General features: G+C 32.1%; 23 protein-coding genes. 12 read left to right on the plus strand and 11 right to left on the minus strand.

Features of this window, described 5'->3' with window-relative positions:
* The first annotated feature begins 28 nt into the window (after nucleotides 1–28).
* Both N2712_00885 and N2712_00890 read left to right on the plus strand, forming a co-directional pair.
* Nucleotides 29–271 (plus strand): sulfurtransferase TusA family protein, encoded by a 243-nt coding sequence (locus tag N2712_00885; protein ID MCX8028538.1) that lies wholly within the window; start codon nucleotides 29–31, stop codon nucleotides 269–271.
* Between the two features lie 11 nt (nucleotides 272–282).
* A complete protein-coding gene (locus tag N2712_00890) occupies nucleotides 283–777 on the plus strand; it encodes a DsrE/DsrF/DrsH-like family protein (protein MCX8028539.1) in 495 nt (164 codons plus the stop codon).
* A 92-nt stretch (nucleotides 778–869) separates the two neighbouring features.
* Here the strand turns inward: N2712_00890 and hemW are convergent, their stop codons facing one another.
* Nucleotides 870–2,006: a radical SAM family heme chaperone HemW gene (gene hemW / locus N2712_00895; GenBank protein ID MCX8028540.1), complete on the minus strand. Its 1,137-nt coding sequence runs from the start codon at nucleotides 2,004–2,006 to the stop codon at nucleotides 870–872.
* Nucleotides 2,007–2,380: 374 nt separating this feature from the next.
* Here hemW and mnmE point away from each other — a divergent pair, with 374 nt between their 5' ends.
* The 5 genes from mnmE to N2712_00920 all read left to right on the plus strand — a co-directional run bounded on the left by mnmE (nucleotide 2,381) and on the right by N2712_00920 (nucleotide 7,079).
* Entirely contained in the window at nucleotides 2,381–3,838 is a 1,458-nt protein-coding gene (gene mnmE, locus N2712_00900; GenBank protein MCX8028541.1) for a tRNA uridine-5-carboxymethylaminomethyl(34) synthesis GTPase MnmE, read from the plus strand.
* Nucleotides 3,839–3,851: 13 nt separating this feature from the next.
* Complete coding sequence (locus tag N2712_00905; protein MCX8028542.1) at nucleotides 3,852–4,541, plus strand: PD-(D/E)XK nuclease family protein; 690 nt, start codon at nucleotides 3,852–3,854, stop codon at nucleotides 4,539–4,541.
* 139 nt (nucleotides 4,542–4,680) lie between these two features.
* Nucleotides 4,681–5,508: a FliA/WhiG family RNA polymerase sigma factor gene (locus tag N2712_00910; GenBank protein MCX8028543.1), complete on the plus strand. Its 828-nt coding sequence runs from the start codon at nucleotides 4,681–4,683 to the stop codon at nucleotides 5,506–5,508.
* A gap of 1 nt (nucleotide 5,509) precedes the next feature.
* Nucleotides 5,510–6,184: a protein-L-isoaspartate(D-aspartate) O-methyltransferase gene (locus N2712_00915; GenBank protein ID MCX8028544.1), complete on the plus strand. Its 675-nt coding sequence runs from the start codon at nucleotides 5,510–5,512 to the stop codon at nucleotides 6,182–6,184.
* Nucleotides 6,156–7,079, plus strand: a complete 924-nt coding sequence (locus N2712_00920) for a M23 family metallopeptidase (GenBank protein ID MCX8028545.1) — start codon at nucleotides 6,156–6,158, stop codon at nucleotides 7,077–7,079. The genes N2712_00915 and N2712_00920 overlap by 29 nt, the downstream gene beginning before the upstream one ends.
* Before the next feature lie 49 nt (nucleotides 7,080–7,128).
* Here the strand turns inward: N2712_00920 and argH are convergent, their stop codons facing one another.
* Nucleotides 7,129–8,436, minus strand: coding sequence for an argininosuccinate lyase (gene argH / locus N2712_00925; protein ID MCX8028546.1), 1,308 nt, complete (start codon nucleotides 8,434–8,436; stop codon nucleotides 7,129–7,131).
* A gap of 191 nt (nucleotides 8,437–8,627) precedes the next feature.
* Here argH and N2712_00930 point away from each other — a divergent pair, with 191 nt between their 5' ends.
* The gene (locus tag N2712_00930) at nucleotides 8,628–9,692 is read left to right on the plus strand and encodes a DUF4912 domain-containing protein (GenBank protein ID MCX8028547.1); all 1,065 of its coding nucleotides are present in this window, start codon (nucleotides 8,628–8,630) and stop codon (nucleotides 9,690–9,692) included.
* A 152-nt stretch (nucleotides 9,693–9,844) separates the two neighbouring features.
* Here the strand turns inward: N2712_00930 and N2712_00935 are convergent, their stop codons facing one another.
* From N2712_00935 to rpmE, 6 genes are all read right to left on the minus strand, one after another.
* Nucleotides 9,845–11,410, minus strand: coding sequence for a HAMP domain-containing histidine kinase (locus N2712_00935; GenBank protein MCX8028548.1), 1,566 nt, complete (start codon nucleotides 11,408–11,410; stop codon nucleotides 9,845–9,847).
* Between the two features lies 1 nt (nucleotide 11,411).
* Nucleotides 11,412–12,164 carry a response regulator gene (locus N2712_00940; GenBank protein ID MCX8028549.1) on the minus strand — a complete coding sequence of 251 codons (753 nt, stop codon included), beginning with the start codon at nucleotides 12,162–12,164 and terminating at the stop codon, nucleotides 11,412–11,414.
* 31 nt (nucleotides 12,165–12,195) lie between these two features.
* Nucleotides 12,196–13,188: a flagellar basal body P-ring protein FlgI gene (locus N2712_00945; GenBank protein ID MCX8028550.1), complete on the minus strand. Its 993-nt coding sequence runs from the start codon at nucleotides 13,186–13,188 to the stop codon at nucleotides 12,196–12,198.
* A 250-nt stretch (nucleotides 13,189–13,438) separates the two neighbouring features.
* Complete coding sequence (locus N2712_00950; protein MCX8028551.1) at nucleotides 13,439–14,707, minus strand: hypothetical protein; 1,269 nt, start codon at nucleotides 14,705–14,707, stop codon at nucleotides 13,439–13,441.
* The gene (gene murA, locus N2712_00955; protein ID MCX8028552.1) at nucleotides 14,704–15,975 is read right to left on the minus strand and encodes a UDP-N-acetylglucosamine 1-carboxyvinyltransferase; all 1,272 of its coding nucleotides are present in this window, start codon (nucleotides 15,973–15,975) and stop codon (nucleotides 14,704–14,706) included. The genes N2712_00950 and murA overlap by 4 nt, the downstream gene beginning before the upstream one ends.
* A gap of 2 nt (nucleotides 15,976–15,977) precedes the next feature.
* Nucleotides 15,978–16,178: a 50S ribosomal protein L31 gene (rpmE, locus tag N2712_00960; GenBank protein ID MCX8028553.1), complete on the minus strand. Its 201-nt coding sequence runs from the start codon at nucleotides 16,176–16,178 to the stop codon at nucleotides 15,978–15,980.
* Nucleotides 16,179–16,614: 436 nt separating this feature from the next.
* On the opposite strand from rpmE, the gene N2712_00965 reads away from it, so the two are divergent.
* The 4 genes from N2712_00965 (at nucleotide 16,615) to N2712_00980 (ending at nucleotide 19,826) form a co-directional block, all read left to right on the plus strand.
* Nucleotides 16,615–16,842, plus strand: a complete 228-nt coding sequence (locus N2712_00965; protein ID MCX8028554.1) for a hypothetical protein — start codon at nucleotides 16,615–16,617, stop codon at nucleotides 16,840–16,842.
* A gap of 163 nt (nucleotides 16,843–17,005) precedes the next feature.
* Nucleotides 17,006–17,452, plus strand: a complete 447-nt coding sequence (locus N2712_00970) for a hypothetical protein (GenBank protein MCX8028555.1) — start codon at nucleotides 17,006–17,008, stop codon at nucleotides 17,450–17,452.
* 17 nt (nucleotides 17,453–17,469) lie between these two features.
* Nucleotides 17,470–18,516, plus strand: a complete 1,047-nt coding sequence (locus N2712_00975; GenBank protein ID MCX8028556.1) for an ankyrin repeat domain-containing protein — start codon at nucleotides 17,470–17,472, stop codon at nucleotides 18,514–18,516.
* A gap of 170 nt (nucleotides 18,517–18,686) precedes the next feature.
* The gene (locus N2712_00980) at nucleotides 18,687–19,826 is read left to right on the plus strand and encodes a diguanylate cyclase (GenBank protein ID MCX8028557.1); all 1,140 of its coding nucleotides are present in this window, start codon (nucleotides 18,687–18,689) and stop codon (nucleotides 19,824–19,826) included.
* A gap of 71 nt (nucleotides 19,827–19,897) precedes the next feature.
* Here N2712_00980 and N2712_00985 read toward each other — a convergent pair whose 3' ends face one another.
* The 3 genes from N2712_00985 to hypE all read right to left on the minus strand — a co-directional run bounded on the left by N2712_00985 (nucleotide 19,898) and on the right by hypE (nucleotide 22,492).
* Nucleotides 19,898–20,848 (minus strand): MoxR family ATPase, encoded by a 951-nt coding sequence (locus tag N2712_00985; protein MCX8028558.1) that lies wholly within the window; start codon nucleotides 20,846–20,848, stop codon nucleotides 19,898–19,900.
* 236 nt (nucleotides 20,849–21,084) lie between these two features.
* Nucleotides 21,085–21,444: a hydrogenase maturation nickel metallochaperone HypA gene (locus N2712_00990; GenBank protein MCX8028559.1), complete on the minus strand. Its 360-nt coding sequence runs from the start codon at nucleotides 21,442–21,444 to the stop codon at nucleotides 21,085–21,087.
* A 13-nt stretch (nucleotides 21,445–21,457) separates the two neighbouring features.
* Nucleotides 21,458–22,492: a hydrogenase expression/formation protein HypE gene (gene hypE, locus N2712_00995; protein MCX8028560.1), complete on the minus strand. Its 1,035-nt coding sequence runs from the start codon at nucleotides 22,490–22,492 to the stop codon at nucleotides 21,458–21,460.
* Nucleotides 22,493–22,499 lie beyond the last annotated feature (7 nt).

Here is a 22,499-nt window from a genome sequence, read left to right on the forward strand (position 1 = left end):
AATTATAATGTACTTTTTGAGGTTATCTATGGATACATCATATAAAGTCGACAAGGAACTAGATATAAGAGGTTTAGTATGTCCTTTTACATATATTAAGTCAAAGTTGTTTATTGAAAGTGAAGTGAAATCTGGGGAAATTGTTAGAATAATAACAGATCATGAACCTGCTTCTAGAGATGTACCTAGAAGTTTTGTAGAAGATGGTCATGAGCATTTAGCAACTGAAGCGCAAGGTAACTTATGGATTATGTATTTTAAGAAAAGATAGGAGGATTGGGTATGGAAGAAAAGAAAAAAGACTCTTTATCAATAGTAGTTTTTACTGACGATTACGATAAAGCGATGGCATCTCTTGTTATGGCTACAGGTGCAAAAGCAACCGGCTGGGATGTAACACTTTATTTCACTTTTTGGGGTCTAAACCTAATAACAAAAAAGAAATTATCTGGAAAATATAAAAGGAATTTGATACAAAAACTGTTTGGCATAATAAATAAGCCTTCTGTTGATAAAGCAAAACTATCCAAGTTCAACTTCGGTGGAATTGGTAAAGGAATGCTCGAAATCTTACTTAAACAGAAGAAAATACCTACCTTGAAAGAACTATTCGATTATGCAAACCAATTAGGAGTAAAAATCGTCGCTTGCTCTTTAGCAATGAACGTATTCGGACTCTCTAAAGATGATCTTGAGGATTTCGTAAAAGAAATCGTAGATGTCCCAGAGTACCTTAGAATCGCCAAAGAGTCTTCAGTAGCACATTTCATAGCATAACGCATTAAAAGCATAAAAGGATTTTGATATTGTTTAAGATGCAAATATAGTAACTAGAAAATAACAACTCTCAAATACAAGGAAAATATAACTTACAAGCTTGTAAGTTCCCTTACTATGTAGTTAGAAACTATCCATCCTTGAAGTGTGGGTATTATTTTACCTTCAAAAAGTTTAAGATAACCCAAGCTTTCGATCTCTCTAACTCTATTCAAAAACTTATTAAAACCATCTTCATCCAAAAACTTTTTGACATTATAAATATCAAAACCATCTTTTTTTCTAAAACCTAACATAACTAACTCTTGATATGCCTTATAATTATCAATTTCATCAACTTCATCAACCGGTAATAGTCCTTTGCTTAGTCTTGATATATATTCTTTTATACTCAAAGTATTCTTATATCTCCGGTTTTCTAAGAATCCTGATGCTCCCAAACCTATTCCAACATATTCACACCTATCCCAGTATATCATATTATGCCTAGACTCAAATCCTTTAACAGCGTAGTTTGATATTTCATAATGTTCAAATCCCTTTGAAGAGAGTAAATCATGAATTTTGAAAAAATCTTCAGCATCTTCTCTCAAAGAAACTATACCTTTCTTTACAAAATAGCTTAATGCTGTATATTCTTCAACAGTCAAACTATACGCAGAAACATGCTTAACCTCAAAATCCAGAATTTTCTCTAAAGTTCTTACTGTATCTTCAGACGTAGATGAAGGTATACCATATATTACATCACAACTAACATTATCAAAGTATTTTCTCAATAACTCCAAAGCAACAGTATTAGTATAAGATGTATTCCTCCTTGAAAGTAACCTAAGAAGTCTATCATCCATACTTTGTATTCCTAAACTTATCCTGTTTATAGGGCTACTTTTCAAAAATTCAACAAACTCACCATCTACATCTTCAGGATTAACTTCAATAGTAAATTCAACAATACTATTTAAATCTACAAACTGAGAAAGTTTTCTTATAAGCAAATCAAGGTAATATCTCCCCAACAATGAAGGTGTTCCTCCACCTAGATAAACAGTTCTAACTCTTGATAAAAAACCTTCATACAATCTGAGTTCTTCAACAATAAACTTCACATAAACATCAAATAGATTAGTAACAATCTTGTTATTCATATCAATAACGGCAAAATCACAGTATATACATCTTTTCCTACAGAAAGGAATATGTATGTAAAGTCCTATCATGTCTCTCATTGAAGGCTAAGCGTAGAAAATATATGTCTCAAGATAAATCTTCTTACTAAAGTTAATAAAGTTTTCCACTAAAATAAAGCCACCAAAATTATGCAAATTTTATAATCCTAAGATTATCTTTAATTTGATAATAATATATAGCTATTGTAGTTTTAGATACTAATTTTGAACAAAATCTTGTGTTAATAAGTAATTTACAAAGATATTAGCTGAGTTTAAATACTTTTATAACAAGGAAGACTTGAGATTTGTATTAACTTATTAGAAATCTATCATTTCATCTAGTAACCAACAGCTCTTCTAAATACTATCAGACTTCAAGAAGTTTTGTTAATAGATTTAAAATAGCTTCCAGAGATATTTAAAATCTAACTATGAGAGAAGTATTTCTTGACGAAGATACAATTTTTGCTCCAATAACTCCAAATATGCACTCAGCAATTACCGTTATAAGAATATCTGGAGATAAAGCAATTGAAGCCGTTGACAGAATATTTAAAGGGAAAAAGAGAGTAAAAGACATGGCAACACATACGCTTTTGTATGGAAATATCATCGATAAAAACGAAAAGATCGATGATGTAGTTGTAGCCTTGATGAGAAAACCTAAATCTTATACAGGAGAAGATGTAGTAGAAATAAGTTGTCATGGAAATCCAATAATCGTAGGTAGAATAATGGAGTTGCTTAAAGCCCAAGGATTGAGGATGGCATTACCAGGTGAATTCACAAAAAGAGCAGTATTAAACGGCAAAATAGATCTTCTACAAGCAGAAGCAGTAAATTCTCTGATAACGAGTAAAAATCTATCTAATGTCAAAATATCACGTAATATACTCGATGGGAAACTATCCGAAGAGATAAAAAGTGTCAAAGAAGAATTATTAAATCTTCTTGCATACCTTGAAGTACTAGTAGATCACCCAGAAGAAGATCTTGCCAATAGAGACTGGGAATTTATAAAATCTTCTATCAAAAACTGTATACTCAAGCTTAAAAAGCTATTAGCAAGGTCTCAAAAATCAAGATTTTTCAGCGAAGGACTCAAAATATGTATCGCAGGGAAAACCAATGTCGGTAAATCGAGTCTCATGAACGCTCTAGTTGAAGAAGATAGATCAATAGTTTCAAATATACCTGGAACTACAAGAGATGTAGTAAAAGAGATAATCTCAATAGAAGGAGTACCCATAAGTCTTTCCGACACAGCAGGCATAAGAAGATCAAAAAACCCCATTGAAACAGAAGGGATAAAAAGAACCATAGATAGTATCCTATCAGCAGATGCTATAATACTAGTCTTTGATTCATCAAAAAAACTTTCAGACTCTGATATAAATTTAGTAAATATGATAAAAGATTATATAAGGAACAAAAACGTATTTGTGGTGATTAACAAAATTGATACTCTAGTAGAAGTTCAAAAACTACAAACAACTTCAGAAAAGTTACCCATACTAGAGAAAGTAAAACATAAAGTATCAAAAATCTTTGAAGATGCTAATTTGAATGTTTCCGAATATTTCTTAGTTTCCGCAAAGTATAGATACGGCATCAATGAACTTTCTAAAAGTATCATAAAAAACCTAGTAGGTGATGTTGAAGACGAAATTAACAACATCCTCATAAACAACGAAAGGCAAAGGAAACTTATAGAAGATACAATATCTTCATTAGAAGAGGCATACGAAACTACACTAAATAGAATGTCAGAAGAATTTATAGCAATAGGTATAAGAGATGCTTTATCTTATATAGGAGAAATGATAGGTGAAGTCACAACAGAAGACCTTATGGACAAAATATTTCAAAATTTCTGCATCGGAAAATAATATGCAACTACACATGTTTAAAGATAGGAGCACCCGAATATCAAAAACTGAATTTATAAATCTTTTAAAGTGCCCCTATACCTGGTTTCTAAGTAAAATAACAGGAATAAAAACAACACCAACACGGAGTATGAAACATGGTATAAACCTACATGATATTATGAAGAAAGTAAATGAAGAAAAGGACTTGTATAGAATTAGACACTTACTAAACAAATATCAAAATGAAAATCCTCACTATCAAACAGAAATCAGTAATATACAAAAATTTCTAGACTACAGAAAAGTAAGAAAACAAACAATATTTCCAAAATTTACAGAACAAAGATTCGAAACAACATTCAATAAACTCAAACTAGTAGGAGTAGTTGACGCAATATACGAAGAAAACAATTACATTGAAATTTTCGAATACAAAAAGAGCTTGTATAACATCAAAAGTATCTTTCTTGAAGTTTCTTACTATTCCTTCATCATATCTAAAAATGATACCTTAATGAATGGAAAGAATGAGATAAGAATGGGTACCTTTTCATTTGATACAGGAACAATAAAATACAGGAGATTCAAAACTGAAAACATATCTAGGAAGCTTAAAAAAGCAATAAGAATCATAGAAAAACGTAAATTCGTACCAAAACCCTCTATAGATAATTGCAGAACCTGTATTTTCAGAACGCATTGCATCTACAAAAAATATTAGTCTTATATTTACTCAAATACTTAACCTACACCGAAATTTAAGTAAAATGTTGAAAATAAAAATTTAACCATTTTTAATTCTACTAGACAAACTTGAATAAAGTATCCGCATTGAAAGATAATATCTTAAGAGGGAATGTGTGAGGGGACCTAATATAGATCTTTCAAAATATGAGCTTGATCCCGAAGAAGAAGAAAGAAGATGGAGAGAATATAAGAAAACTAAAGACATAAAAATTAGGAACTTTTTCATAGAGAAATATGCACCTCTAGTTAAATATGTCGTTGCCAACATGAACATAACTGTAAACAATCAATCAGATTACGATGATCTCATCGGTTGGGGGATAGACGGGCTTATAGACGCAATTGACAGGTTTGATCCAGACAGAGGAGTAAAGTTTAAAACATACGCTATAATAAGGATAAGAGGTGCCATATATGATAAACTTCGAGAAATGGACTGGATACCTAGATCTGTTAGGCAAATAGAAAAAGAATATCAGAAAGCTTTTTCTGAACTCCAGTACGAACTAGGCGAAAAACCTAGTGAAGATATGATAGCAGAAAGGTTAGGCGTTTCATTAGAGGAGTTTGAGGAAACATCAATAAAACTTCAGAATTCAAGAAACTATATAAACTCACTAGATGACATACTATTCCCTGACTCCTCATCAGACAGTACTATCACACTTGAGGATGTAATAGAAGCACCAGATGAACTAACTAATCCGGAAAACATTGTAATAAGAAACGAAATCATAGAAAAAATAAAGGAAGCCATAAAAGAGTTACCAGAAAAAGAACTTCAAGTTATTATGCTATACTACCATGAAGAACTTACTCTAAAAGAAATAGGTGCTGTCTTAAACGTAACAGAATCAAGAGTATCACAATTACACGCAAGAGCACTTGAACTACTCAAAGAGAAACTTAAACCATTTATCAAATCAAAAGAAGACAAATAAAATGATAAGAGAAGAATTTATAAAGAAATCCAAAGAAAGATTAAAAAGGCTACTAAAATCTGAAAACCTCTTAGATGAAAAACTAGAAGAAGCATTTGATAGAGTACCTAGAGAGTATTTTTTCCCAGAAAATATAAAAGAAAATTCATATCTAAACAATGCCTTCGAAATAGGATATGGGCAAACTATATCTCAACCAACTATGATATTCATCATGCTTAAAAGATTGGATATAAACAAATCTCACAAAGTACTAGAAATAGGAACAGGTAGTGGATACCTTACTGCACTACTTTGTGAACTTGCTCACTTTGTGTACTCAGTAGAAATTATACCAGAACTCGCAATAACAGCACAAAACAGACTAAAAAATCTCGGATACCTTAATTTCGAAATAGTAATAGGTGATGGAAGTAAAGGATTAATTGATTATGCCCCTTATGATAGGATTGTCGTAAGTGCTGCATGTCCTAAAATACCTCAAATACTAGTCGATCAACTATCAGAAAATGGAATTTTAGCCCTACCTGTAGGTAGCATTGAATTACAAAGACTAGTAATCGTAAAAAAACACCACAATTCAATTGAAACTACCAATGACGTGTGTTGTAGGTTTGTACCACTAATAGGAGAAGAAGGATTCAAAGATGAGAACGTTAAAAAAACTAAAAATTAGCATACTAGCAATAGTAGTTTTAATACCATTAACTTATTCTCAAACCTTCGAAATCTCAAAAAGTATAATATACTCGACAGGAGATTTAATAACCATATCTACCAAAGAAAATGCTAGTGATATATTTACTATTGCTTCTTATAACACAAACATAAAGTTTCCTTTTTATCAGATATCAAATATCTATATATCTTTTATACCAATTCCACCAGAAGTAATGATTAAGTCATTACCTATAACAGTTCTTGACAAGAAAAATAACATAATTTTCCAAACAAACGTTATTTTGGATTATGTTGACAAAATAAAAGAGAAACCTAGAAAACTAAAACTAACAAAACACTCGAAACAGGTTCTAAAAGAAAAAGAAAAAATAGCAAAAGATACTGCTTATATATTAAGCACAATAAATGGTATCAACAGAAATACATTTATAAATAGTAGTATTGATTTCGTTTTGCCATCATCAAACAGAATAACATCATCTTTTGGAGTTTCTAGGTTATATCCAGATGGCAGAATAAGATATCATAGAGGTATAGACTTTAGTTATGAACCCGATGATAATGTGTATGCAGTGGGAAGTGGTATTGTAGTAATATCTAGCAATTTTATAGCAAACGGAGAGTCAATATACATCTACCACGGGAACGGTATAATATCATCATATTTTCATCTGAAAGAACGCCACGTTAACGTTGGAGAAAAAGTAAACAAAGGACAAATCATAGGTAAAATAGGACAAACAGGCATTTCAACTTCACCACATTTACATCTAGGTATGTACATCTTAGGAATAGGTGGATACGTAGCATTTGACCCATCAGTAATCATGAAAATGAGTAAATCTCAAGCAGAAACAAATCATGATCTAAATTCTGATGAACTAGATTAAGTAAAATTCTGTTGAAATCATTCCAAAAATGTTTGTAAAAATCAATTCTCTACTTAACAAACATACAGTAAAGCTCTTTCACACTCATTCTTAGAATATTGGCAACTTCAAGTCCAATTTCATCATCTTTAAGCTGTAATTCAAACAAACTCTTATCTCTTGCTTCATTGTAAGATTGTATCAAAGAACCCACTTTTCTGTAAGCATCCCTGAATGGAATCTTGAATTTATTCATCACCCAAAACGAAATATGAACTGAAAATATATCTTTTTTCATTTTCGAGAAAACACCTTCTTCGTCTATGTGTAGATAGTCCAAGACTTCATACAGAACTTCAAGAACCTTGATCGTCTCCTCAAGACTTTCAATCACAAATTCTTTGGTTTCTTGTAAATCCTTACTGTATCCACTGACGAGAGAAGACACTATACTAATCGCTGAAACTAAATAACCAAGTAACTTTTTAGGCTTAGCTCTCATAAGTTCAAATACATCTGGATTTTTCTTATGAGGCATTATACTACTACCTGTTGTTATCTCATCAGAAAGTTTTATAAACCCAAACTCATCAGATGAATACAGTATAATATCATTAGAAAATCTAGACACATCTGATAGAAGAACAACCAGTGAAAATACAACCATACTCTCGTACTTACCCCTAGTGTTTTGGCAGTACAAAGGGTTTCTGATATAATCAGAAAACTCCAAAAGTTTTGTAGTATATTCTCTATCTAAAGTTATAGGGACACCATAACCTGCTGAGCTACCTAGAGGATTTCTATCAATAAAATCATATACATACTTAATGAATTTTCTATCATCCTCAAATGCCTCTATGAAAGAACTCAACCAAAAATCAACTGTAATTGGCATTGCTTGTCTTAGATGAGTATAGCCTATAAAAGGTTTACCTTTGTATTTCTTAGAAAGATCAATAATCCTATTGATAACCATATCGATCTTCTCAATAATCTGATTGAGTTTGTCCTTTTCATACAACCTTATAGCAGTCAAAACTTGATCATTTCTACTCCTACCTGTATGTATTTTTTTTCCCACATCACCTAATACTGAAGTTATGTAGTTCTCAATGTAAGTATGTATATCTTCATCCTCAATCTTTAGTTGGGGAGGACTTTTCTCAAACTTCTTAAGCAAACTCTCTAATTCCAAAACTACCTTTCTAGTCTCATCATCAGTAAGAATACCAATTTTATTTAACATTTTTACATGAGCTAAAGTACCTTTTACATCATAAGTTGCCAACTTGCTATCATATATGTAATCTTTTCCAACTTCAAACTCCTCTACTATACTTAAAATGGGAGTATTACTTTTTTGCCAAAGCTTCATAAAAATCTCCTTATATACTGACAAAACTCTAGTTTATTATCAAAGTATTACCAGCCTCCTCTCAAAGAACAAACAACAAATAACTAAAGCTTAAAGTTGATACAACCAAATTCTTCTTTTTTTTGGTTTTGTTGAAAACTTGAGATAGGTAGTTTATACTATCATAGGAAGAAGAATTTTAGGAGGATTTTATGAAAAATCTTGATAAAATGACAAAAAACGAACTTATAGACCTAGCTAAAGAAAAAGGGTTAAGCGTTAATTCAAAAATGACAAAAGATGAAATAATTAATCTTCTACAAAATAGTACAACAACCAAAACTACTAGAAAACAAACATCCTCAAAAGCTACCAAAACTAAAAAGATACTTGAACAAATAGAAAAAAGTATTGAAACAACAATTTCATCATCACAAATTTATGAAACAGAACAGAGTGTTGTATATTTTGTAGAGCAAACTAGAGAACTACCTTACGAGTACGGAGATACTAAAATAGTATTGCTAGTACAAGATCCATACTGGACACATGTATACTGGGAGATCTCACATAGAAAGAGAGAAGAACTAGGATTATTGCCAAGAGCGGAACATGGCAAACAGTTAGTAGTAAGGGTTTATGATGTTACTGGAGTAGAAAAAATGTTTAATGGGCTAAATGCTAACTCCTTCTTCGATGTATACGTAAATGACTATACCAACAATTGGTATATAAATGTACCAGAGTATGATAGAAGTTATTGCGTAGACTTAGGGGTGATAATTGACGGCAATTTCATAGTCATAGCAAGGTCTAACATAGTCAGAGTACCAAGAGGAAGTATATCACCTTATTATGATGAAGAGTGGATGATAGTAACCGACGATATATTGAAGGCATCAGGACTTGGAGTATTACATGAGGTTGTTGGTTCAGGAATGATGATAAGAGCATTAGAACTACCTTTTAACCTATCATCCGCAGAGTTTGTTAGCTCATTTGCTATACCAGAAAGACCACCCCATAGAAAAGGATTCTGGCTCGAGGTACATACTGAACTAACTGTTTACGGACAAACCGAACCAGATGCAACAGTAACTATATTCGGAGAAAAAATAAAGCTTGACAAAGATGGTAAATTCTACCTAAAAATGTACTTACCAGACGGAATAAGAAACATACCTATCGTTGGAACATCATCTGATGGAACACATACTATATCTGTCATACCAATAGTCGAGAAGAAAACAGAAAGATACGAGGACATAAAAAGATAATACCATAATAAATTACAAAGTAATTTTTCTATCTTGAAGATCATTCAAAAAAGATGCTCTTAGTAAAAGCTGGTAGTTTAGTTTATATATAAGGAAAACAAAGAACCTATTCTCTTGATTCATGCTAAAAAATATTCCTAGTTTCTAAACATTTAATAACTCACTTTCACATTATTCTGATTTAAGTTAGTACTCTTGATAACTAAATAAAAAATACTACCCTTGCCAATTCCTTTAGTTTTTGGTATTATTTGACCACCTATCATAGAAGCAAACTTTTTTGACAGAGACAATCCTATACCAGTACCCTGAAATCTTTTCACTCTAACTTCTTCTAGTTGAGTGAACGTATCAAAAATCCTTTCAATATCATCTTCTGATATACCTATTCCTGTATCCTCTACTTTAAAAACAATACTCTCTCTTACCTTGTACAGATAAACCTTTACCCATCCTTTCTCAGTAAACTTTATAGCATTTGATACTAAGTTTGTAAGTATTGATTTTATCATCATATAGTCAGTTTTTATATACACTTCACCTATAAGATTATAAACAAATAAAGAAATACCTTTATTCATAGCTAGAACTTCTCCGTATTTTTTCACATCATCTAAAAGTTCAGAAAGGTTAACATCAGTAAAAACTGGCGTCATTGCTCCTGCTTCTAATTTTGAAAGATCAAGTATATTATTGATCATACTAAGAAGAGAAGTACCCGCAGAAAGTATATAATCCAAGTATTTTTTTTGCTCTTCTTCTGAAAAACTTCCTATTTTAAGCAACTCAACAAAACCTAGTATAGCATTCAGAGGAGTTCTAAGTTCATGCGACACATTAGCAACAAATTCAGACTTGAGTCTTGACAGTTCTTCAGCTCTTCTCTTAGCCTTTATAAGGCTAGTATTTATCTCATGCAATTTTATTCTATGTGTCATAACAAACGAAAGAACTTTCAAGATTTCTTTGTCAATATCCGTTATAGAATTTTTGTTTTTGTTAAACCAAACTGCAAAAATACCTTTAATATCTCCAAACTCCCCTAACGGTAGTATACCAACTAGCCTTGATGAATTTTCATTACCATTCTCCATGTAAAAAAACTCCTCTTTTTTATGCTTTATTAGATTTTTTACATGTTCCAACATATTTGTAGACTTGATAAAATTAATATCTTCACCAAAACTTGATATTACGTTTATTACATTACCACTTAAAATCCCTACTAAAGATTTTTCTATGTCCGTAAATGTCACAAGTGATAAAAGAGATTGAGAAAAAGCACTTTTTATAGAAACTTCGTATATTAGAGGTTCTATAGCAAAAACAAGTGACTTCAGATACTTAAACCTATTATATATACCTTCAAACTTTACATAGTTTCTTAGATAGTTATCTACAAAATGGTACAAAACAACTATATTTCCCTTCTCTACAGTACTAGGAATATCAAAGCACATAAAGTACCTATCTACAAATTTGAAACAACAAAATTCTTTTCCTACCTCGTAATTACGCAAATTCCTTACATACTCTACAAACTTAGAATAAATATCCTGACTACCTACAAATACTGTATTTTCGAAATCTCCAAAAACAAACTCCTTGACACCCCATTCAGATTCTAGCAAAGAATATAAATCCTGAAAAACACTACCAAGTCTTGTCTCAAGAGATAGTATATCCACTAATTTGCTATAAAAACTATCATTACTCATACTACTCATCGAATTCTTTGAATGGATCAAAATTCAAGTTTTCGGTATCATTTTTGATACCAATTATATCTCTAAAATTTTCAAAACTTTCCCTTGTTAAATATACTTCGCGTATTCCTAGAGACTTAATTTTCTCGATTGATTTATCATCAAGCACAAAACCTTCTTTATATATCACAGCTTTATTCTTCAAAATTGGAGCACCTAAAACCATACCTTCAACAAGATCATCAACGGAAACTTTTATACCCGTTTCAAGCTCTTTTTTCACACTGCTATTTTCAAAACTACCTTGATTCGAAGAATCTGAAACAGAACTAATGGATGATTGAGTAGTAGTAGTAGTATCTTTGTTTAACTTTGAAACATAAGATGGAACATCTTTGAGCTCTTCTTCAATTATAATCTTTTTTACAGTTTCGAGTAGTTTTGTAGGAGATACAGGCTTAACAAGATACGCTTTTATATTATACGAAGCCATCTCTTTAACATCGTACACTGACGAACTTGCACTAACAACTATTATAGGTATTTTTGAATACTTCAAATCCTTTGATATAGTATTAGCAAATCTAAAGCCACTCATACCTGGCATATATAAGTCAAGTATTATAATGTCTGGTAATATAGTTTTAAGAACATTCAATGCTTCATTACCATTCATAGCAACAACAACTTCATACCCCTTCATTGTTAAAGTATCATAAAATAATCTGATATTTAATGGGTTATCTTCAACCAATAAAATCTTCATATTATTATGATATGAGTTTTAAATTCATTTTTCAATAAACAATAAATCTCGATCTTATAGCTCCTGCCTCCTTCATGAGAAGTAAAATTTGAATCAAATCGTCAGATTTTACACCTAACTTCGATAGATGATCAACAAAATCTTTTAGATAATTTGATGGAATATAATACACTTCACCTCTCTCAAAGAAGTTTAGTTCTCCAAACTCTATTCTCATTCCCTTATAAGAAATACTTGTATTATAAACTCTAGGATTACCGGTTATTATTATGCTGCTACTCCTCTGGTCTATAACAACAAAAGACTCGTCCGGAATACTAACTTCAGTATCCATAACTCTAGATACAAAATCAAACTCATTACCTTGAAACTCCTGCGGTATCTCTATCTCTAAAGTGTTAACATCAATAACTTTTATGTTAATTTTCTCAAAATTCTCCTTCAGTAATTTAATAACTCCATTTATAGAAGGAGGAGATAAATTTTCGAAAAACAATCTAAAACTACCTTGATCTATTGATGAAGTTCCTAAATCAACACTAACTAATCCTCCATTTGGCACAATTCCAGTTGTCTTCACATTGCCCTTTGGAGTTATTACACTACCCTGCGCATACGCTACTACATTACCCTCAGAATCCTTAAGTGGAGTAGTAATTAAAAATCCACCTTCAAGTGACCTAGCATCAAATATTGAAGAAACATTTACATCGAAAGTAGTACCTTTCTTAAAATTACTAGGTATTCTAGCAGAAACCAAAACAAACGCAGTATTCCTCATTTGAATATTAGTATGAGATATATCTATTCCAAATTTTCTCAAGTGCTCTATTATTGAAAGTGAAGTAGCATAGTTTTTTGAAGTATCTCCAGTTCCCTTAAGACCAACAACGACACTATATCCGTAAACCTGTATGCTATCACTACCAACTATCCTAGCAATATCTTTTATCTTCAAACTTTCAGAATACAAACCTAAAGGCAATATAAGTAACATTAAAGAAACAAAACACAAAAACCTCATATTAAAATTTTCGTTTTCAAAGAAATCAACAAAAGTTTTTAACAAACACAAAATCCTGAATCTATAACCAACTTAGCAATAGGTATTACATTTAAGTCAAAACATCACCGATCAACTAAACTCTGAACTCATTAATTCAACCTCAAAAACCCATTATCAACCTTTAAATTAGCTTACCATAACCTTTCACAAAACTTAACTAAAACTTCTTAAATATCAATTAATCACTTTTCACCAGACGAACTTATTTCTAAACTGTTTTAACTAAAAATCTAAACGATACAAATACAGAAGACAAAATCGAAAGTACTACACTAGAAACTACCGGAACTAGAATATCACTCGATGTAATTTGGAAAAACTCTTTTTTGACAAATGTCTTAATAACATCATATTGATCTATAAGAATTGATGCATAACTAGTAAATACACTCTGAGATATCAAACTAGAAATAAGAGAAAAAACAAAAACAATAAGAGTAATCAATATTGATATTGAAAGAGAAATATACAACTTATTTGCTCCTAATAGTCTTAGGAGTGACAAAAACTCAACTTTAGTAGCAACAAAAAGCATAATTGATATAAAAACAGAAACAACAGCAAATATTCCAACAAGAATTATCAATCCCAAAACTATGTAAGATATGAATGATTTTATATTCTCAACAAAAACAGTTTTATCCGTTGAAGTTTCAATAACATATCCCATCCTTTTTATTCTTTCGATAACTGAATTAACATACTCATGAGAAACAACCTCAACATACAACATTGAGAAACTTGGCTTGTACTCAGGAACTAACTCTTTAGCAAGGTAAGTAGCAGCATTTATAGGCATACATATACTCAAAGCAGGTATATTCTCACTTATACCAACTATTTGTCCCTCTTTCTCAAAGTACTTTGGTAATGTTCTGAAACTCGATTTACCCGCAAAAAAAGAAAACTTCAGCCCTTTGAGAATATTTTCATTAACAGTTGGAGTACCTTGTCCCCTAGCAAATGCTAGATTGTATCCTTCTATTATACTTTTTGGGACCACAAAAGGTATACTCTTTTCTCCTTCCACATATTTGAAAGAGTACCCCTTAAATATATCTTTTCTAACAAGCTCATAATCAATACCATAAGTAATCATATCAGATCTACCAACTATTCCAAACACTCTCAATATAACACTACTTGGAAAAGGTACCTCCATTACCCTATAAACTTTTTTAACACCTTTTATCCTTGAGATTTTCATGTATTCATTTTGAGTAATTCTAGAACCTTTGACTTCACCTGCAAATATAGTCTTCGGTATAACTCTAGGAGTTACCTTTATAGTATCTGGTGGTAACTTGGAACCTATACTCTCCTCGACAGTTTTATTAACAGCATTCCTAACACCTAGAATTACAACAACAAAAGAAGAAAATACAAATATTGATATTAACAGAAAAACAAGATAAATCTTCCCTTTTTGAAGTAGTAACTTTTGTATACTCAAAAAATTAAGAAACCAAGAAATCATATAAGATCAGCTTTTTCTCTGGAGACTTTTGCTCCAAGTTTAGAAAGTTTTTCTTCAATTCTTTCATAACCTCTATCAACATGGTAGAGTCTAAGCAACTCACCTTTTCCCTCTGCTCCCAAAAGTGCAATTATCAATCCTGCACCACCTCTCAAATCTGAAGCCATAACAGTAGCAGAATAAAGCTTCTCAACACCTCTTATTATTGCGGAAGCGTTTTCTATAGTTATATCCGCTCCCATTCTATTCATTTCAGCCGCATGGGCAAATCTATTCTGAAATATTCTTTCAGTTATCACACTTATACCCCTTGATTTTGTTAAAACAGCCATAAGCTGAGCCTGCAAATCTGTTGGGAATAAAGGATAAGGCAAAGTAACTACATTAACAGGTTCATATCTATCTATACCCTTAACAAGTATAGTATCTTTAGTAGTCTCGATTCTTGCACCCATTTGTCTAAAAACATTTATAGGTTCAGTTAAATGGCTTGGCTCAACATTTCTAAGTAATACCTCTCCACCCGTCATCATACCTGCTAAAATATAAGTACCTGCCTCAATTCTATCTGGTATAACAGTGTATTCACATCCTTTTAGCTTTTTAACACCTTCTACCACTATCGTATTAGTTCCGTGTCCTTTTATCTTAGCACCACACTTTATGAGAAAATTAGCTAGATCTACAACTTCAGGCTCCATAGCAGCATTATCAATGACAGTAGTTCCTCTAGCAAGCGTAGCAGCCATCATAACGTTTTCAGTAGCAACAACACTAGTACCATTAATACCAAGCATATTAACGAAACCACCCGTAAGTCCATCAGTTTCAGCAACAATGTAACCATGCTCTACCTTAACACTAGCACCAAGTATTCGCATCCCTTTTATATGTAGATCAACAGGTCTAGGTCCTATAGCACAACCACCAGGAAAAGAAACTCTAGCTCTTCTTCTCTTAGCAAGAAGGGGACCTAAAACCGCTATTGAAGCACGTATTTTCTTAACTATCTCATAAGGTGCTTCATACGGTTCCTCAGTCTTACTCTTTATTACCATCGTACCATTGGAAAATTTGATCTCTTTACCAAGTATTTCAAGGAGTTTTTTCATTACTCTGACATCTTCTAAATCAGGTACATTGTGTATAATAACATCATCTTCTAATAAGATGGTAGCAGAAATTATAGGAAGAACTGAATTTTTAGCTCCACTAATCTCAACCTCACCGTATAATTTTATCCCTCCCTCAACTACCAACTTATCCATAACTACCTAACTTTGTATTTCTTCTTGAATTTATCAACTCTACCACCAGCATCTACTATTTTTTTTCTACCAGTATAGAAGGGATGACAATTTGAGCAAACTTCTATATATTCCTCATCAAAAACGGATAATATCTCAATAACATTACCGCAACCACATCTAACCTTCGAGACTTTCAAAGCAGGATGAATTCCTTTTTTCATACCATCCTCACAACATTTAGTATTTATTATACACTCAAACAACAACTTCTTTCAAGAAAAGTCCTTTTTAAACAATAAAGTCTGAAATTTTTTGAGAGATGCTTCATAAAATAGCTTAAGGTTATGGAAATGGATATTTTTAGTATATAACATCTCTTGCTTCTCTGTTTTCTTTCTTTTGAAAATAACACCAAAAGGAGGTGATCTGAAAACTTACCTATTATTGAGTATTCCAGTTTCATATCCTATTCTATCCAATTTTTCATTCAAGTATCAAACAATAAATTAAAAACTTTCTATTTGTCTTTTCTTATGAAAGAAAAGATTTAAAAACTACTTGGATGAGTTATGAGCACATGGTATTCAGATTACTCTTATACAAAGAATGCTAATAAAGGTTTAGAGTTTTATGATACACTCGTAGTGGAGTCTTGATATGGGAAAGAATGAGAGTATTTACCTTGGTGCTGGGAGTGTTGAGAATATTAACTCTACGAAGTATGAAGATTTTCTAAGAGATATATACCCTGTTAGTGTAGTCTCAAAGCTGGATTATTTGATGAATGTGGCAATAGAAACACCATTGTATTTTGTGAATAAGGAGCTTATAGATTTGTTATGCCCACCTAAACCGAAGATAAGACCAGAGATAGACAAAAAATAGGCCCTGTGTAGGTGTCTTTGTCTCTAATTTCAAGGAAACTGGGGAGCCTAAATATGATAATGTATTACTAAGGCTGGAATATCCAAGCATATTTATATGTCTTGAAAGGGTATACAATCAAGCAGAAGAAGAAAATATTAGTCTTCAAGTATCTTTTGAGTCGGTGTATTATCACGAGTTGGGACATGCATATTTTTATACTCCTATTAGAGACACAAATTCACAGGGAAATGTACATTACTATGTTATTTCGGAGTCTCTTGCTAACGCAGTAGCCTATGAGAGATTTAGGTCACAAGAGGAGATAGCGCAATTTTTGAAAGATGTTTCAGGGCAACCACCAGAGTATCGTGGATATGTTGTTTTTGTGAATTTTGGTAATTATCCAGAAGGAGGATCTGGCAAAAAGTCTCTCACTAGAGATGTGGAGGTAGATCTTCAAAAAATAGAAGATCTCCAGAAAATACAGGCCTTCAAGGGTATAACTCCCACTATAGCACTGTATCCTGAAATGTTCAGACCAGTAATATTTAAAAGAATATGGAAAAGCAAATTTTTCAAGGATGAATTCTTTGACGAATTGGAAGAATTTATTAAAAGCGAGGTATGATAATAAGGAGGAATGTTATGAAAAGTGAAGAGTTTTATCTGGAAAATATTCTAGGTGCTACAAGGAATGACGAACTGAAAACTATTGAAGAGATACCTATCTCTACACTTTCTGAAATTCTCAAGAATGAACAATCTTCCAAAACATTAGCAACTCATTGTGCTTCCTACGGCAGGACTAGTATAGCCAAGTTTTTGTATTCAAAAGGACTTAACTTTAAATTCAAGGACGATAAAAATGGTCAGACTCCTTTACATTATGCCGTTGGTTCAGGAGAATATTCTATGGTTGAGTTCCTTGTAGATATTGGACTAGATGTTAATGAAAAGACAAGTTATGGTCTTACACCACTGCACATAGCGGTGGATAGGGATAACAAGAAGATAGTAGATCTTCTTTTGAGAAGAGGAGCTAGGGTGGATGCCGTAGATTTTGAAGGAAAGACACCACTGCACATAGCATGTATTAATAATTTTAGAAGAATTGCGGAAATTCTATTAAAAAGAGGGGCAGATATAAATGCTAGAGATTTTCAGGGGTGGACACCACTTCACTATGCGTTCTACTACAACAGTTCTGATGTTGCTCTTCCCCTTATAAGCAAGGGGGCAGACAGCAAGAATAGAGACAATAGTGGTATGACTCCACTGCATCTGGCTTGTATGAGAGATAACGTAGATGTTATCATGGCAACTATAAAAGACGTAAAGGATCTTGGGGTCATGGATGGTAAAGGGACGCCTGCTATAGTTCTGGCAGATATCTATCGTAGCACTAAAGTTCTTGATTTTGTAAAGAGTTTTGAAGGAGGAGAAAGTTTGTTAAGTGATGCAAAGATTTTTTACCACATGGTAAGAGTGTTTTCCGGAATTCAAGGAACGGTTAGGAAAATTACTAATCCTTTGGGTATCTATGATTCAGGATCGGAAAGCACAAAATCAGGCATAGAAAACTCTAATATAGTTGATCATCTCAAGGAAACCTTTACAATATCAGAGAGCATAAAATTGGATAATGGTTTTAGACTGACTAGAATTTCAAGAAGACCAAATTATATATTGTAGATTGATATTCTAGTGGTAACAATATTGGTCAGTTAGTATCGCTTTTGAGGATCGGATCTATTCGAGTACCTTCTCTTTCTTATTAACTCAATTAAAAGGACTTTCTATAGATACCATTACTTTTTAAATTTAATTGAAATTTCAATTGTTATTTGATAAAATGAAAGTATATGTTAGAAGTAAAAGAATTTTTTCTTTATACTTCAAAAGAAAAGTTTTTATCAAATGAGTACGTAAAAGATATCGAAAAAGTATATCATGAGTTTATTAAAGGCAATAAAAATGCAATAAAGGATAAAATTAACCTTTTCAGAGATACTACCAGACTTGTATTCGGTATTGAAATGAGTGACAAAGAAGTAGTCTATCACTGGGAAAACATATTTGACATAAGAAAGGGATTTCCAAACTATGACATAAGAATAATAAGTTTTGATTATTTTCTCAACAATCACAAAATTTATAATCCAAAGATAATAGAAATGGAAAAATTTATAGGACTACTTGAAACAATGCTACAAGATAGTAAAACTCTTGCATACAACTACAACATGATGAAAATACTAATAAACTACGAGATAGAAAGAATTAAACGCTATAGTGGATACTTCTCAGTAATATTAATTGACTTAGATAACTTCAAATATTACAATGATACCCATGGACACAGATTTGGAGACGAAATACTATCAGAATTTTCAAAAATAGTTATCTCAAATATGAGAAAATCAGATTTGCTATTTAGATACGGTGGAGATGAATTTGTGGTCTTCTGTCCAGAAACTAAAAGAATAGGTGCAAGAATAGTAGCAGAACGAATAAGAGAAGGTGTTGAAACGTATTTTAAACAGAAAAATATACAAATAACAACTAGCATTGGTATATCTTCTTTTCCTTTTGATGGTGAAAACTTCGATGAAATAATGAACACCGCAGATAAAATGCTATACTTTTCAAAATCAAGAGGAAAAAACAGAATAACAGACAGATTTGACTATGTAGACCAAGAAGACAGAAGAACGTCACCAAGACTAACTTTAGAAAAACCTTCAAAAGTATTCCTAAGAATAAATAACCAAATAGTAGAAGGAGCATTAATGGATATTAGTAAATCAGGTATGTTAATAAAAACTAATAATACTAATTACAAAGACATTAGCATAATAACACTAGATAAGATAATGCTTGGTGATAGTGAATTTGTACTTGAGGTACCAGTGAAAGTAGAAAGATGCGAAGGACTTTTCTTAGCAATTAACTTCAAAGATAACAAGATATTGGAAACATTAGTTTACCTTTTTGACAAATAAACCCTAAAAAGGCTATTCCAAAATCAACAACATAATCAGAAGAACTATTAGAATGTACAAACAAAATTATCTTAAATGCTTGAAGAAACTCTTTGGATAACAGATAGAATAACATCCTCTGGAGATACATTTTCTATTTTTGCAGAATAATTCAATATAACTCTATGCCTCAAAACATCAAACACAATCTCATCAACATATTCTTTGATAACTTTTTTGTCTCCTCTTAAGAATGCTAAAGATTTTGAAATACGGAGTAGATGTTGAGAAGCTCTAGGGCCTGCTCCCCAATCAACAAATTCCTTAACTTTGGGAATATCACTATCTGAAGGCCTAGTATTTCTAACAATCCTAACTATGTATTCCACAATCTTATCAGATACAAACACCTTATCAATTTCTCTCTGATACTCAAAGAATGATTTCAAGTCAACAATAGGTGTAATCCTTGAAATATCAGGAGTTATTTTACATATCTCCAACTCTTCTTCAAAAGAAGGATATCGCATATTTATTTGAATCATAAACCTATCAAGCTGTGCTTCTGGCAATGGGTAGGTACCTTCCTGTTCTAGTGGATTTTGAGTTGCTATAACGAAAAATGGATCATCAAGTATGTAAGTTTTTCCAAAGGTTGTAACTTTTTTTTCTTGCATACTCTCAAGAAGAGCTGATTGAGTTTTAGGGGATGCTCTATTTATTTCATCAGCAAGCAAAATATTTGTAAATATAGGTCCTTTATGGAATTTAATAACTTTTTTCCCAGTTTCAGGATCTTCTTCAATTATGTCAAAACCGATAATGTCCGCAGGCATAAGATCAGGAGTAAATTGAACCCTCCTAAATTCAAGATCAAACATCTTAGCAACAGTATTTGCCAAAAGCGTTTTAGCCAATCCTGGTACACCAACCATCAAAACATGTCCACCAGCAAAAAGAGAAGCAACTATTTTAGTAAAAACATCATCTTGACCTACAATTATTTTGGATTTTTCTTTCTTCAACTCATTAAGTATCACCATAAAGTAAAAGTATCCTAAACATATAATTTACCTCTTTTCAACAAAACAGCACCGAACTAACTAAAGCTCTCAAACAAGGAAGTTAAAAAACATTCGTATCTTTTTTCTCTAAACAAATACGATTTATTTTAAATCACACTTTCTACATTCAGCTTGATTATAGTAGATTCCTCTAAAGGAGGATTATGTAAGATTACTCAAACTATAATACAAAAAGAACTCAGCAAATAATATACCTACAATCTCGCCTCTTCAATATCAACATCAAGGTACTTTACCATTATACACTCTTCGGCAGATATGTAGGTATTCTGACTACCACATTTTTCACAAATGTAGTTATGCTCATCAGCGTAAAATATATTGCCACAATCGTTACAAACTATAGGAACTTGTATAAATTCAATATCAATCTCCATATCTTCCGCAATAGTATTTTGTGCATAATTTTTAAGATGAAACTTAAACGATTCTATACTTATGTCTTCTGCATCATGTATAACTATACTAGCTTTTAAAACTTTCGATGAATTATGTTTCTTAGCCTCATTCAGTATTAGATCCAAAGTATCTTTAGCAAGCAAAGACTCGTGCATACAATACCTCCCCCTAACATATTCTAGGTAGCTGCTCGCCACTCATCATATCAAGTAGGCGATTACTACCTATTATAGACTTCATAACAACCAGACCTTTGTTGTCTTCGGTTATTTTACCTATTATCCTTGCATTTGTTCCAAGAGTATTCGAAATAATAGAAGTAGCTCTCTCCCCATCACTTTCAGGAACAATACATATAAATCTACCTTCATTAGCCATATGAAGAGGATCAAGCCCCAAGACTTCACATACAGCTTTGACTTCATCTATAATCTCTATATCTTTTTCGTAAATATAAACTCCCAAATTACTGGCTTTGGCAATTTCGTTTAACGCACTAACAAGTCCTCCTCTAGTAAGATCTCTCATACAGTGTATTTCTATAGAACTATATAATAAGTTTTCAACAGGTGTCCACAATTCTCTACAATCACTCTCAATTGATGTTTCAAAATCTATACCCTCTCTTAAGGCCATTATAGCAGCCCCATGTCTACCTATATCTCCACTTAAAATCACAACATCTCCAGGTTTAACACTTGTAGGAGAGATTTCAAGATTATGTTCAATAATACCTATACCAGAGGTATTTACGTAAATTCCGTCTCCTTTTCCTCTACCTACTACCTTTGTATCACCACATACAACTTTCACTCCAATCTTATCAGCACTTTCCCTTATTGAACAGAGTATTTTCCTGAGATTATCTATCTCAAATCCTTCCTCAATTATCAACCCCAAAGACAAAAACATAGGTCTAGAACCACACATCGCTAAATCATTAATAGTGCCATTTACAGCAAGCTTACCAATATCTCCTCCTGGAAAGAATATAGGTGTTATAACATAAGAATCAGTCGTAAACGCTATTCTTCTAGACTGTAAATCAATTACTGCTCCATCATGAAGTTTATCGAGATACTCATTAGAAAGTATAGGCTTGAATAAATTCTCTATAAGGTTATTTGTTAATCTTCCACCTCCACCATGTCCCATCCTTATTCTTTCGTTTGCATTTATAGGAACTGGGCAATCAAAATTCATATTACCT

Source organism: Brevinematales bacterium, assembly GCA_026415355.1.
In the GTDB taxonomy this organism is placed as follows: Bacteria; Spirochaetota; Brevinematia; order DTOW01; family DTOW01; genus SKYB106.

Bases quoted from the DNA above. Each gene is read 5' to 3' on its own strand.
- N2712_00885 (MCX8028538.1), top strand. From the start codon at position 29: ATGGATACATCATATAAAGTCGACAAGGAACTAGATATAAGAGGTTTA.
- N2712_00890 (MCX8028539.1), top strand. From the start codon at position 283: ATGGAAGAAAAGAAAAAAGACTCTTTATCAATAGTAGTTTTTACTGAC.
- hemW (MCX8028540.1), bottom strand. From the start codon at position 2,006: ATGAGAGACATGATAGGACTTTACATACATATTCCTTTCTGTAGGAAA.
- mnmE (MCX8028541.1), top strand. From the start codon at position 2,381: ATGAGAGAAGTATTTCTTGACGAAGATACAATTTTTGCTCCAATAACT.
- N2712_00905 (MCX8028542.1), top strand. From the start codon at position 3,852: ATGTTTAAAGATAGGAGCACCCGAATATCAAAAACTGAATTTATAAAT.
- N2712_00915 (MCX8028544.1), top strand. From the start codon at position 5,510: ATGATAAGAGAAGAATTTATAAAGAAATCCAAAGAAAGATTAAAAAGG.
- N2712_00920 (MCX8028545.1), top strand. From the start codon at position 6,156: ATGAGAACGTTAAAAAAACTAAAAATTAGCATACTAGCAATAGTAGTT.
- argH (MCX8028546.1), bottom strand. From the start codon at position 8,436: ATGAAGCTTTGGCAAAAAAGTAATACTCCCATTTTAAGTATAGTAGAG.
- N2712_00930 (MCX8028547.1), top strand. From the start codon at position 8,628: ATGAAAAATCTTGATAAAATGACAAAAAACGAACTTATAGACCTAGCT.
- N2712_00935 (MCX8028548.1), bottom strand. From the start codon at position 11,410: ATGAGTAATGATAGTTTTTATAGCAAATTAGTGGATATACTATCTCTT.
- N2712_00940 (MCX8028549.1), bottom strand. From the start codon at position 12,164: ATGAAGATTTTATTGGTTGAAGATAACCCATTAAATATCAGATTATTT.
- N2712_00945 (MCX8028550.1), bottom strand. From the start codon at position 13,188: ATGAGGTTTTTGTGTTTTGTTTCTTTAATGTTACTTATATTGCCTTTA.
- N2712_00950 (MCX8028551.1), bottom strand. From the start codon at position 14,707: ATGATTTCTTGGTTTCTTAATTTTTTGAGTATACAAAAGTTACTACTT.
- murA (MCX8028552.1), bottom strand. From the start codon at position 15,975: ATGGATAAGTTGGTAGTTGAGGGAGGGATAAAATTATACGGTGAGGTT.
- rpmE (MCX8028553.1), bottom strand. From the start codon at position 16,178: ATGAAAAAAGGAATTCATCCTGCTTTGAAAGTCTCGAAGGTTAGATGT.
- N2712_00965 (MCX8028554.1), top strand. From the start codon at position 16,615: ATGGGAAAGAATGAGAGTATTTACCTTGGTGCTGGGAGTGTTGAGAAT.
- N2712_00975 (MCX8028556.1), top strand. From the start codon at position 17,470: ATGAAAAGTGAAGAGTTTTATCTGGAAAATATTCTAGGTGCTACAAGG.
- N2712_00980 (MCX8028557.1), top strand. From the start codon at position 18,687: ATGTTAGAAGTAAAAGAATTTTTTCTTTATACTTCAAAAGAAAAGTTT.
- N2712_00985 (MCX8028558.1), bottom strand. From the start codon at position 20,848: ATGGTGATACTTAATGAGTTGAAGAAAGAAAAATCCAAAATAATTGTA.
- N2712_00990 (MCX8028559.1), bottom strand. From the start codon at position 21,444: ATGCACGAGTCTTTGCTTGCTAAAGATACTTTGGATCTAATACTGAAT.
- hypE (MCX8028560.1), bottom strand. From the start codon at position 22,492: ATGAATTTTGATTGCCCAGTTCCTATAAATGCAAACGAAAGAATAAGG.